The sequence below is a fragment of the Pseudomonas sp. LBUM1656 genome, assembly GCF_059716065.1.
Genome location: NZ_CP166800.1, coordinates 6,039,730 through 6,051,916, shown reverse-complemented (window position 1 = coordinate 6,051,916; position 12,187 = coordinate 6,039,730). Strand labels below are relative to the sequence as shown.

The 12,187-nt window shown below is 59.2% G+C and carries 11 protein-coding genes; 3 read left to right on the top strand and 8 right to left on the bottom strand.

The genetic code is table 11. The annotated features are described in order from the left end of the window. Window positions 1-83: 83 nt before the first annotated feature. The 5 genes from ilvD to ACA072_RS27465 all read right to left on the bottom strand — a co-directional run bounded on the left by ilvD (window position 84) and on the right by ACA072_RS27465 (window position 7,060). A complete protein-coding gene (gene ilvD / locus ACA072_RS27485) occupies window positions 84-1,925 on the bottom strand; it encodes a dihydroxy-acid dehydratase (protein ID WP_497449332.1) in 1,842 nt (613 codons plus the stop codon). Between the two features lie 258 nt (window positions 1,926-2,183). Continuing rightward, window positions 2,184-3,392 (bottom strand): multidrug effflux MFS transporter, encoded by a 1,209-nt coding sequence (locus ACA072_RS27480; RefSeq protein WP_497621828.1) that lies wholly within the window; start codon window positions 3,390-3,392, stop codon window positions 2,184-2,186. Continuing rightward, window positions 3,385-4,362: a diiron oxygenase gene (locus ACA072_RS27475; RefSeq protein ID WP_497621826.1), complete on the bottom strand. Its 978-nt coding sequence runs from the start codon at window positions 4,360-4,362 to the stop codon at window positions 3,385-3,387. The genes ACA072_RS27480 and ACA072_RS27475 overlap by 8 nt, the downstream gene beginning before the upstream one ends. Then, window positions 4,359-5,438, bottom strand: a complete 1,080-nt coding sequence (locus ACA072_RS27470) for a SagB family peptide dehydrogenase (RefSeq protein WP_497621823.1) — start codon at window positions 5,436-5,438, stop codon at window positions 4,359-4,361. The genes ACA072_RS27475 and ACA072_RS27470 overlap by 4 nt, the downstream gene beginning before the upstream one ends. Window positions 5,439-5,863: 425 nt before the next feature. Further along, window positions 5,864-7,060, bottom strand: coding sequence for a class I SAM-dependent rRNA methyltransferase (locus ACA072_RS27465; protein WP_071490392.1), 1,197 nt, complete (start codon window positions 7,058-7,060; stop codon window positions 5,864-5,866). A 314-nt stretch (window positions 7,061-7,374) separates the two neighbouring features. Here ACA072_RS27465 and ACA072_RS27460 point away from each other — a divergent pair, with 314 nt between their 5' ends. From ACA072_RS27460 to ACA072_RS27450, 3 genes are read left to right on the top strand one after another with little or no spacing between them, the layout of a single operon-like run. Continuing rightward, on the top strand, window positions 7,375-8,190 hold the full coding sequence (locus ACA072_RS27460) for an HDOD domain-containing protein (RefSeq protein WP_497625048.1): 816 nt from the start codon (window positions 7,375-7,377) through the stop codon (window positions 8,188-8,190). A gap of 30 nt (window positions 8,191-8,220) precedes the next feature. Beyond that, window positions 8,221-9,033, top strand: coding sequence for a bifunctional DNA-formamidopyrimidine glycosylase/DNA-(apurinic or apyrimidinic site) lyase (gene mutM / locus ACA072_RS27455; RefSeq protein WP_497621822.1), 813 nt, complete (start codon window positions 8,221-8,223; stop codon window positions 9,031-9,033). Window positions 9,034-9,087: 54 nt separating this feature from the next. After that, window positions 9,088-9,411, top strand: coding sequence for a multidrug transporter (locus ACA072_RS27450; RefSeq protein WP_010466790.1), 324 nt, complete (start codon window positions 9,088-9,090; stop codon window positions 9,409-9,411). 161 nt (window positions 9,412-9,572) lie between these two features. Here the strand turns inward: ACA072_RS27450 and ACA072_RS27445 are convergent, their stop codons facing one another. The 3 genes from ACA072_RS27445 to ACA072_RS27435 all read right to left on the bottom strand — a co-directional run bounded on the left by ACA072_RS27445 (window position 9,573) and on the right by ACA072_RS27435 (window position 12,117). Then, a complete protein-coding gene (locus ACA072_RS27445) occupies window positions 9,573-9,824 on the bottom strand; it encodes a YfhL family 4Fe-4S dicluster ferredoxin (RefSeq protein ID WP_048722619.1) in 252 nt (83 codons plus the stop codon). Window positions 9,825-9,926: 102 nt separating this feature from the next. Next, a complete protein-coding gene (gene coaD, locus ACA072_RS27440; protein ID WP_131061099.1) occupies window positions 9,927-10,406 on the bottom strand; it encodes a pantetheine-phosphate adenylyltransferase in 480 nt (159 codons plus the stop codon). A 115-nt stretch (window positions 10,407-10,521) separates the two neighbouring features. Further along, window positions 10,522-12,117, bottom strand: coding sequence for a GMC family oxidoreductase (locus ACA072_RS27435; protein WP_497621819.1), 1,596 nt, complete (start codon window positions 12,115-12,117; stop codon window positions 10,522-10,524). Window positions 12,118-12,187: the final 70 nt, after the last annotated feature.

The window sequence follows — 12,187 nt, the reverse complement described above, 5'->3', positions numbered from 1 at the left end:
AGCCCGCTCCCACATTTAATCGAGCTCAACCCCAAAAAAATACCCCGCACTTGGCGAGGTATTTTTTGTTCGACGGTTACGCCTTACAGCCCGTCGAGCATCGCCTTGTTACGCACTGCACCCTTGTCGGCGCTGGTGGCCAGCAGGGCGTAGGCCTTCAGTGCGGTGGTCACTTTACGTGGACGTTTCTCAACCGGTTTCCAGCCTTTCTGATCCTGCTCGGCACGGCGCCCGGCCATTTCTTCGTCGCTGATCAACAGGTTGATCGAGCGGTTCGGAATGTCGATCAGCACTTTGTCGCCGTCCTGCACCAGACCAATCGCGCCACCGGCTGCAGCTTCTGGCGAAGCGTGGCCGATGGACAGGCCCGAGGTACCGCCGGAGAAGCGACCATCGGTGAGCAGGGCGCAGGCTTTGCCCAGGCCTTTGGATTTCAGGTACGACGTCGGGTAGAGCATTTCCTGCATGCCCGGGCCGCCTTTCGGGCCTTCGTAACGGATGATCACGATGTCACCGGCCTTCACTTCGTCAGCGAGGATGCCGCGTACGGCACTGTCCTGGCTTTCGAAGATCTTCGCGTTGCCTTCAAACACGTGGATCGACTCGTCGACGCCCGCGGTTTTCACCACACAGCCATCCAACGCGATGTTGCCGTAGAGAACGGCCAGGCCGCCTTCTTTCGAATAAGCGTGCTCGACACTGCGGATGCAGCCGTTCTCACGGTCATCGTCCAGGGTTTCATAGCGGGTCGACTGGCTGAACGCGGTTTGCGTCGGGATGCCCGCAGGACCGGCCTTGAAGAAGTGATGCACGGCTTCGTCGTCGGTCTGGGTGATGTCCCACTTGGCGATGCCTTCGGCCAGGGTCTTGCTGTGCACGGTTGGCAGGTCGGTGTGCAGCAGACCGCCACGGGCCAGCGAACCGAGGATGCTGAAAATACCGCCGGCACGGTGCACGTCTTCCATGTGGTACTTCTGGATGTTCGGCGCGACTTTGCACAGTTGTGGCACGTGGCGGGAGAGGCGGTCGATGTCGCGCAGGTCGAAATCGATCTCGGCTTCCTGGGCGGCGGCCAGCAAGTGCAGGATGGTGTTGGTGGAACCGCCCATGGCGATGTCCAGGGTCATGGCGTTTTCGAAGGCCTTGAAGTTGGCAATGTTGCGCGGCAATACCGATTCGTCGTTCTCGCCGTAGTAACGCTTGCACAACTCGACGATGGTGCGGCCAGCCTGCAGGAACAGCTGTTCGCGATCGCTGTGAGTGGCCAGGGTCGAACCGTTGCCCGGCAAGGCCAAGCCCAACGCTTCGACAAGGCAGTTCATCGAGTTGGCGGTGAACATGCCGGAGCACGAGCCGCACGTCGGGCAGGCACTGCGCTCGTACTCAGCGACTTTCTCGTCAGAAGCGCTGGAGTCGGCGGCAATGACCATGGCGTCGACGAGGTCGAGACCGTGGCTGGCCAGTTTGGTCTTGCCGGCTTCCATCGGGCCGCCGGAGACGAAGATCACCGGGATGTTCAGGCGCAGGGACGCCATCAGCATGCCAGGGGTGATCTTGTCGCAGTTGGAAATGCAGACGATGGCGTCGGCGCAGTGGGCGTTGACCATGTACTCGACGGAGTCGGCGATGATCTCGCGGCTCGGCAGCGAATAGAGCATGCCGTCGTGACCCATGGCGATGCCGTCATCCACGGCAATGGTGTTGAATTCTTTCGCTACACCGCCGGCGCGTTCGATCTCGCGGGCGACCAGCTGGCCGAGGTCCTTGAGATGGACGTGGCCCGGTACGAATTGGGTGAAGGAGTTGGCAATGGCGATGATCGGCTTTTTGAAGTCGTCATCTTTCATCCCCGTGGCGCGCCACAGTGCGCGGGCGCCGGCCATGTTGCGGCCATGGGTGGATGTTTTCGAGCGGTAATCAGGCATGAAGCACTCCGGGCGGCTAATCAGGTATCAAAAGGGAAGTGAGCTTCTATTGACGTCTGGAACACCCAGAAATGGCCGTGTGTCCGGAAGTTGCCGATAACTTTGCGGGATCGCCGCGCGCTTCAGCTTGAGCTCATAAACCCGCCGGGGGATGACTGGCGATGAATGCCGCGATTCTACACGGCTGGCGTCAGGAGGGAATGCCGGGAAGCGTTGATCCAGCACTGACACAACGTGCGGGATGACGACTGGCAGGTTTCAGCCCGGGGTCAGCGCCAGATGCCGTCGTGTAATCAATACATTCAAGCCAAGACCCGTGGCACTCAAGGTCAGGAAACACAGGGCCAGCGCCGTGGTCAGGTCTTCGGAGGCGAGGTTGATCACCACGCTGATCACGCCGCCGCACATGAAAATCAACACGCCGCCGACCGAGGTCGAGGTTCCGGCATTCTGTGGGTAGAGACTCATGGCTTTGGAGTTGGCGATGGGTCTGGCGATGGTGGTGCCTGCCGTACAAATCAGCATGGGTATCAGCACCGCCGCCGCAGAGAGCCCAAACTGTTTCGCCAACCACAGCATGACCAGCCCTGACAAAGCGATCAGCCCCAGGCCAATGACTATCTGCGTGTTGGCCTGCAGGCGCCGATGCAGGGCGCTGGCGACAATCCCGCCAAACACATAGGCCACGCCATACAGCAGCAACGCCCAGGCAAATTCGTACGGTGAAAGCGCCAGCCGCTCCATGAAAATGATTGGTGAAGTGACAATGAACGAGAAATGGCAGGCGAAGGCCAAGGCTGAAATCAACCAATAACCCATGAAGCGAAGATCCGAGCATACCCGCCAGTAGGCACTGAAAAACCGCTCATGTGTCGGGGTATGCAGGCGCGGATTTTCCCTGAGCAGGAATAAGGCTTTAAGCCAGACAATGACAGCCAGGGTGATAAATACATAAAAGCTGCCCTGCCAGCCTAGCTGCAATTGCAACCATGTCCCCAGCAGCGGCGAAATCGAAATGAACACTCCGCCACCGGTCACCATCCAGATTCTGATCCGCTCCTGTTCCTTGCCGACGAACAGATCCTGAACCAGTGCCTGTGACAGGACGAAGGATCCGCAACCCACGGCCTGGATCACCCGAAAGAACAGAAACCAGCTGTATTCGCTCGACGCCACGCACCCCGTGGCACCGATCACCGAGATTGCGATACCGGCCAGCAGCAGCTTCTTGCGCCCCCACAAGTCTGACAGCGGTCCGACCAGCACCACGGACAACGCCAGGCCGATGGCGAACAGGCTGACGGACAGGGCGATGTCGGACGGCGAGGTCCGAAAGTAGTCGGAAAGATCGGGAAAGGACGGAAGCACCACATCCAGGGGAAAGACGCCAAGCAATGTCATGGTCATCAACAGAATGACCACGGCCCGATGTTTTTCGACACGCGGAACATGTTTTCCTTCATTCATCGAGAAGCCCTGCCCTGTAGAAAAGTTGTCGATTGGCAGGCAGGTCGAAGAAGCCCGCTTTTTTCATGGCGTTCAACGTGGCACCAGCACCCGACCGGGCGCGCAGGCGCTGCGCTTGCGGGCCGGTCAGATCACCAAGGATTTGCGCGACTGACGTTTCACCCAGGCCGGCGCTGCGCAGGCTTTCGCCAAGCCAGCGTTCATCGACTTCGAAGAAAATCAGCAGGATTTCCAGGAGCGACCTGGCGGTAAACGTGCGTTGGCCGCAGCTCAGTTGCAGCCACAGATAATGGAACACTTCGCAAAAGTAGCGACTGTGCCGTGCCTCGTCGGCAAGGTGATCCCTGAGCATTTCCTGAACGCTGCTCACCAATATGTCGCGGCAAACGTCGAGCAGTTCCTTGGCGATAATCGTTTCCGAGACGAAGCCGACGAGAAACCACGCCAGGGCTTTGTGCTTGTCCGGTGTGCGATCGAGCAGGGCATTCAGCCGGGCTATCCGTTGGGGCATGACCGGACGATCAGTCATGCCGTAAATCTCGGCAATCTGCTCGGAGAGGGTATTGGAGAACAGTGCGTGATAAGCCTCATCGGTGTAGAGCTGCAGCGCGGCCGTTTTCATCCGCGGGGGGATGGAAATGCCCAATTCGTTATGGACGATAGTCTCCACGGATCGGTTGACGATGCGGTGTTCGAGCAGGGTGGTGTAGTCAAGGAAATACACCAGATGATTGGCGCACAGGCGTTGAATGATCGAGCTGCCTGCCGCTTCGACCGCCGGGTGCTTCAGGTAAGGCAAGAAGGCCGGTGGAAACCAGTGGCGGGTTTCCAGTTGCCGTTTCAGGTCCGAGGGCAATTGATAACTATGTTCGCTGATGCGCACCGAGGCGCGGGTATTCCAGTCTCCAAGGGTAAAGCGATTGGCCCATGAGGCGGGGTAGGACGCAGGGTCGTTGAAGCGCTCGGTCATTGTTCCTGCTCCCGATCGCTCAGCAGCGCTTTCAACTCCTTGCACATCACTTGCCCGTCGCTCTGGCCGCAGCCGACAAAAAACAACGGTTGCTCTGCGCTGTCCTCCAGTCCCAACAGCGCTTCGGCCCGATCATCCGTCAAGGCACCGGTCAGCCAGGTGTTCAATCCCAGCGAAGTGGCCGCCAGTTGAAAGGTCTGAGAAATGTGGCCGGCTTCGACGTAGGCCATTCGGTAGGCCCGTGAGTGTTCATATTTCCACCACAGCTTGTCGAATCGACTGGTGATGAACAGGCCTGCGGGCAGGTTATTGATGAAATGTTGCCCGCACATCAGTTGCCCCAAAGGCTCACCCGGCAGCGGATTAACGAAGCTCAGCGCATGACCGGAGGGGTGGTAGGCGTAGACGCCGGGTTGCAGGTCGCTGATGTTTTGCGCCAGGAGAAAGCCTTCGCAGGCATTTAGTCCGCCACCGGACGGGCTGCTTCGTCGTGCGCCGAGGCCTTCGACGATGCTTTCGTCGATGTCGTTTCCGCGCTCATGCAGATAGCCGAGGGACAGGTACAGCAATGTACTCACGGCTTCGAGGGAAACCGCTTCACCTGTAAACGTGCGGCAGGTTTTGCGATTGACCAAGGCATTTGCCAGGGAGCCTTCCGGCAGGCAGGAAGGTTTTGGCAGAGCTATCAGCTTGCCTCCCAGGCGCTCCGAGCGCCTGGCTTTCGGCGAGGGTGTACTCAGCACGTCGGTGCAATGATCAAGGTATTGTTTTGACCATTCATTAATATTTTGCGGAATATGTTCGCAAGGGATGTTCTTGGTGCCGATATGAAATATCTTCGATAGTTCATCCCATCCCCATTCAATAGTATCCGCTGTTGCTGTTGTCAGTATTCCGGCGCCAAGCAGTTGCGTGTCAATTGTATTGCGGTTGTTGAACTTCTCGGGGTTGTCGATTAGTTCGGCCAGTCGTGTGGAATACTTCAGGTTCAATTCAAATTGCTTGTGGTTCTTGTAATCCCAGACTATTTGTCCGGGCGTACGAGGAAGTATGAATAAATGAGGGCTGATCTGCATGATGGGTGTTTCGCTCTGGGCAATGCCATAGAAAACGCTGGGTAGCCGGCACTCCCCAGCGTCTCATTTACTTAGCGGGCTTTAGGGGCAACCAGAAAAGCCAGGTTGGCGATGCTGTTAGCTTCCAGAGTAATTGCTTTCATTTGGAACTCCTTGTAATTGAAAGTGAGTGTCACTTCGTTGTGACACTTTCAATCATAGAGTGTAATCAGCGCTTATCAAGGCGATATTGGGTAGGAATCTTCTAGTAATTTTGTCGGAACGATCTTGAGTGCGAACAAGTTTTGTCAGTCGTATTCTTTAAAATGCAAAATACGGAGAAACGTCCTGCAAGTTCATGCGAACGCAAGTGTAGGAAATTAGAGGGGCTTCAATAACAGATAATAAAACGGGGAGCCGGCTGGCTCCCCGTCAAACCGGCATAATCAGCTGTTTGGCAGCAACCGGCAGGTGATGCTCTTGATGTAGCGGGTTTCGGCGATGGCCGGGTGAACCGGGTGATCCGGGCCCTGACCACCGCGCTCTAGCATCTGGATGTTGCGATCCAGGTGACGGGCGCTGGTCAGCAGGATGTTCTGCAGATCGTCTTCCGGCAGGTGCATCGAGCACGACGCGCTGACCAGGATGCCGTCCTTGCTGAGCAGGCGCATGGCTTGCTCGTTCAGGCGACGGTAGGCGCCTTCACCGTTCTTCATGTCTTTCTTGCGTTTGATGAAGGCGGGCGGATCGGCAACGATCACGTCGAAGCGTTCTTCGCTGGCTTTCAGCTCTTTGAGGGCTTCGAACACGTCGCCTTCGATGCAGGTCATTTTTTCGGCGACGCCGTTCAGGGCGGCGTTGCGCTCGACGCCGTCGAGGGCGAAGGCCGACGCGTCGACGCAGAATACTTCACTGGCGCCGAAGGCAGCGGCTTGCACGCCCCAGCCGCCGATGTAGCTGTACAGATCCAGCACGCGTTTGCCTTTGGCATAAGGGGCCAGGCGCGCGCGGTTCATGCGGTGGTCGTAGAACCAGCCGGTTTTCTGACCCTGGATGACCGGGGCTTCGAATTTCACGCCGTTCTCTTCCAGCGCGACCCATTCCGGCACCAGGCCGAACACCGTTTCGACGTAGCGGTTGAGGCCTTCTGCATCGCGGGCAGCGGAGTCATTCTTGAACAGAATGCCGCTTGGCTTGAGTACTTGGGTCAGTGCGGCAATCACGTCTTCTTTATGGGCTTCCATGGTCGCCGAAGCGATCTGCACCACCAGGATGTCGCCGAAACGGTCGACCACCAGGCCTGGCAGCAGGTCGGAGTCGCCGTAGACCAGGCGATAGAACGGCTTGTCGAACAGGCGATCACGCAGGGACAACGCAACGTTCAGGCGATGGACCAGCAGCGACTTGTCCAGCGGCAACTTGATGTCGCGCGACAGCAGGCGGGCGCAGATCAGGTTGTTCGGGCTCATGGCCACGATGCCCAGGGTCTTGCCGCCGGCGGCTTCGAGGATCGCCTGGTCGCCAGCTTGGAAACCGTGCAAAGGGGTCGCCGCTACATCGATTTCGTTGCTGTAGACCCACAAGTGGCCGTTTCGCAGGCGACGGTCGGCGTTGGCTTTGAGGCGCAGGCTAGGCAGGGACATGACGTCGCTCCGGAAAAAAGAGCGGGAGTATAGCGTGTTGAGTGTGGTGGCGGACCGGGAGGGCGATGAAACGCTGATGGCCCTTTCGCGAGCAAGCCCGCTCCCACAGGGGAATGCATTCCAAATGTGGGAGCGGGCTTGCTCGCGAAGGCGGTTTCGAATGCACCGCCGAATATGAAAGTTCCGGCGATATGCCCATCGGCCTGTCGGATCCAACTTTATAAAGGTTAGAATCGCCCCCTGGCCCAGAGTGTGTACTTATGTCCCAAGAGCTGACTTCCGAACAGATTCAACAGTCCCTGCAAGGCATCAGCGTGCCTGCCCAGCCGCAAATCATGGTGGATTTGCAGATGGAGCAGTACATGCCTGACCCGGACCTGGAAGTGATCGCGAAGTTGATCTCTCAAGACCCGGGGCTCTCTGGCGCCTTGCTGAAAATCGTCAATTCGCCGTATTACGGCTTGAGTAACAAGATTGCCTCGATCCAGCGTGCGGTAAACCTGCTGGGCAGTCGTTCGATCATCAACCTGATCAATGCGCAGTCGATCAAGGGCGAGATGAACGACGACACCATCGTCACCCTGAACCGTTTCTGGGATACGGCTCAGGACGTGGCGATGACTTGCCTGACGCTGGCCAAGCGCATCGGCGCACAAGCGGGTGATGAAGCCTACGCGCTGGGGCTGTTCCACGACTGCGGCGTGCCGCTGATGCTGCAGCGTTTCCCCAATTACATGACCGTCCTGGAAGAGGCCTACGCCAACGCCAGCGCCGAATGCCGGGTGGTCGACACCGAGAACCGGGTGTTCAACACCAACCACGCGGTGGTCGGTTATTACACGGCCAAGTCCTGGCGCCTGCCGGAGCATGTGACCGCCGCGATCGCCAATCACCACAATGCCCTGGCGATCTTCAGCGACGAGTCTTCGCGCAATGCCCAGCTCAAGAACCTGCTCGCGATCCTGAAAATGGCCGAGCATATTTGTGCGTCCTACCGGGTGCTGGGTAATCAGACCGAAGACCACGAATGGAACAGCATCGGGCATCTGGTGCTCGATTATGTCGGCCTCTCGGACTACGACTTCGAGATCCTCAAGCAAACGATCCGCGACCTCGGCGCTCACCGCTGAGAGCACCGGACAGTCTGATTCGAGTACGCCATGCCTGAACTGCCAGAAGTCGAAACCACCCGCCGCGGGATTGCGCCGCACCTGGAAGGCCAGCGCGTCAGCCGGGTGATCGTGCGTGACCGCCGCTTGCGCTGGCCGATTCCTGAAGACCTCGATGTACGACTGTCCGGCCAACGCATCGTGCTGGTGGAGCGGCGGGCCAAGTACCTGTTGATCAATGCTGAAGTGGGCACGCTGATCAGCCATTTGGGCATGTCGGGCAATCTGCGGCTGGTGGAAGTCGGTATGCCGGCGGCCAAGCACGAGCATGTGGACATCGAACTCGAATCCGGCCTGGCCTTGCGTTATACCGACCCCCGCCGGTTCGGCGCGATGCTCTGGAGCCTCGACCCGCTCAACCACGAACTTCTGATCCGCTTGGGGCCAGAGCCGTTGACCGACCTGTTTGATGGCGATCGCTTGTTCCAGCAGTCTCGCGGACGCTCCATGGCGGTCAAGCCGTTCATCATGGACAACGCGGTGGTGGTCGGCGTCGGCAATATCTATGCGACCGAAGCCCTGTTCGCCGCCGGTATCGACCCGCGTCGCGAGGCCAAGAGCATCTCCCGGGCGCGCTACTTGAAGCTGGCGATCGAGATCAAACGCATTTTGGCCGCCGCCATCGAGCGTGGCGGCACCACGCTGCGGGACTTTATCGGCGGCGACGGTCAGCCGGGTTATTTCCAGCAGGAATTGTTCGTCTACGGACGTGGCAGTCAACCGTGCAAGGTCTGTGGCACCGAGCTGCGGGACGTGAAACTGGGGCAGCGCGCCAGCGTCTTTTGCCCTCGCTGCCAGAGCTGATACGTCCTACGGTCTATAGTCAGTGTTCTCACTGCCTAGCCGAAGGACCGTGCCATGAATTCGTTTCGAACCCTTGTTGTTGCGCTGTTGCTGAGCGTCGGTGCGCCAGCGTTGGCGGCAAGCAGCGGCAGCGGCGACCCGCGCTACACCATCCAGAATCCCCCGGCCTACGCCATGCTCGGCGACTTGCTGATCGCCCGACCCTTGCTGGTTGTAGCGACGGTGATCGGTGCCGGGGCGTTTGTGGTGTCGTTGCCGTTTACCGCGCTGGGTGGCGGCATTGGCGATGCGGGTCAGGCGCTGGTGGTTGATCCGGCGAAAGCCGCGTTTGTGCGGTGTCTGGGGTGTATCGGGGAGGGGTTTGAGCAGCGGGAGTGATGAAAGTCTGACTTCTTTAGCGTGGCTGATGGCATGGTGAAGACAGTTGCTCCCACATTTGACCGTATTCCACTGAATGAACACGTTGAATGTGGGAGCGGCGGTGCGACGATTCGACTTGCTCGCGAAGAGGCCCGAGTAAGCGCTACAAAATGCCTGCCTCAAGCCTTCCCGGTAATAACCCGATACTTCGCCATCAACTGCTCTTCCGTCTCCGGATGCGCTTCATCCAGCGGAATGCAATCCACCGGGCACACTTGCTGGCACTGAGGTTCGTCGTAGTGGCCGACACACTGCGTGCACAGGTTCGGGTCGATCACGTAGATCTCTTCGCCCTGGGAAATGGCGGCGTTCGGGCACTCGGGTTCGCAGACGTCGCAGTTGATGCAATCGTCGGTGATGATCAGGGACATGCTAACTCCAGCCAGGGCGGAAGGCCCGGGCGCAATAAACCAATGCGCGCAATTGTGCCGCATTGGCGCCCGCAGTGCACGCGGGCGCCGCTTGAGCGGTCGTTACTTCTTGAAGCGCTCGGTAAGGGCGTCCGCCACCACAGGGTGGACGAACTTGGTGATATCGCCGCCCAACGCTGCGATTTCACGGACCAGCGTCGAAGAAATGAACGAATAACGCTCGGACGGTGTAAGAAACAGACTCTCCACATCCGGCGCCAGTTGACGGTTCATGTTGGCCAACTGGAATTCGTATTCGAAGTCCGACACCGCGCGCAAACCACGCAAGAACACGTTGGCGTTCTTCTCTTTGGCGAAGTGCGCGAGCAGCGTCGAGAAGCCGACGACTTCCACGTTCGGCAGATGTTTAGTGACCTCGCGGGCCAGCGCCACACGTTGTTCCAGGGGAAACAACGGGTTTTTCTTCGGGCTGGCAGCGACGGCGATGATCACATGATCGAACAGGCGCGCGGCGCGTTCGACCAAGTCGCCATGGCCCTTGGTAATAGGGTCGAAGGTACCTGGGTACAACACTCGGTTCATCGCGTCGTCCTGGCGGGAGTCCGTTGGGGAGTCGGATGGTATCGCAGCCTTCCCGGTCGGCCAAGTCGCCTTTTGGGTAAGAAAGCACTATAGACGATGGGAATATTCGCTCTTTTCACGGGTTTTTCAAACGTTCGACGAGGGAAGTCGCCAGTTGCGCGGTCAACCCGTACACCGACAATTGCGGGTTTGCGCCAATGCTGGTGGGGAACAGCGAGCCATCGTGGATCGACAGATTGCTGATCTGGTGATGCCGGCCGAGGCTGTCGGTCACGGCGTTTTTCGGGTCCTCGCCCATGGCACAACCGCCCATCACATGAGCGCTGCCCAGGCGAGTGCGAAACAACTCAAGGCTCAAGCCGTCGATCAACGTGCGCGCTTCGGCCAGGGTTTTCACATAGCGCGCGTCGGCGTGCAGCGGCATCACCGCGTTGGCGCCACCGGCGAACTGGATCTCGGCCATGCTGTGGAAGGCTCGGCGCAGGCCATCCCAGGCATAGGGTGAAACCTGATAGTCGAGCACCGGCGTGTTGTCACCGCGTAACTCGACACTGCCGCCCGTGCTATCCGGGTGGAAACCGTCGCGCAACAACGCAAGCATTGCGTGGGTGTGGGGCAGGTTTTCCATGTGCCCGGCGTTTTCCTGGCCAAAACCACCGAGCAAGGTGCTGGCCAGCGCCGGGTGCAGCGGCGGCACTTCGAGTTTGTAGGACATCTTGCCGGTGGTGCCGTCCTGCCATTGGAAATGGTCGGAATAGATCGACTGCGGTGCGCCGTAGAACGGGTTGATCACCTCGTCGAACAGCCCGGCGGACATGTTCACCAGGTGCAGGAACGTGCGCTTGCCCAGCCGGTTGTGCGGATCGGGCGCGTCCGAGCGCAGGAGCAGCGCCGGACTGTTGATCCCGCCGCCCGCCAGCACGTAATGCCGCGCCTTGACCGTAATCGTGCGCCCGGTTGGCGCGACGCAACGGTTGTCCATCGCCACGCATTGCAGGCCTGTAACCTTGTCGTCCTTGATCGAGAGCTTTTCGGCGCGGGCCAGATACAGCAGCTCGCCACCTTTTTCCAGGGTTGCGGGAATGGTCGTGACCATCATCGATTGCTTGGCATTGGTCGGACAGCCCATGCCGCAATAGCCAAGGTTCCAGCAACCGCGCACATTGCGCGGAATCACATGCCAGCTGTAGCCAAGTTTTTCGCAGCCTTTGCGGATCACGTCGTTGTTGGCGTTGGGCGGCACCCTCCAGGGCGCGACGCCCAGGCGTTGTTCCATTTTTTCGAACCACGGCGCCATGTCGGCCGGGCTGTGGCCTTTGACGTCGTGCTCCTTGGCCCAATGTTCGAGCGTCGGGTCGGGAGTACGAAAACTGGATGTCCAGTTGATCAGCGTGGTGCCGCCCACCGCGCGGCCCTGGAGGATGGTGATCGCGCCGTCCTTGCTCATGCGACCGATGCCTTCCTGATAAAGGCTGGTGTAGGCCTGGTCTTCGAGCATCTTGAAGTCGCTGCTGGTCTTGAGCGGACCTTCTTCGATCAGCAGCACCTTGTAGCCAGCGGCGCTGAGGATTTCGGCGGTGGTTCCGCCGCCTGCGCCGCTGCCGATGATCGCCACGTCCGCTTCGAGGGTCAGGTCCTGGGTCAGTTGCGAGCCGTTGTAGGTTTTCCAGCCACGGGCCATGCCTTCGCGGAACGGGTCGGGTACGGGCATCTTCGGGTTCTCTTCTTATTTTGAAGTTCATAAGTGAGGCGGCTGACGCTTTCGCGAGCAAGCCCGCTCC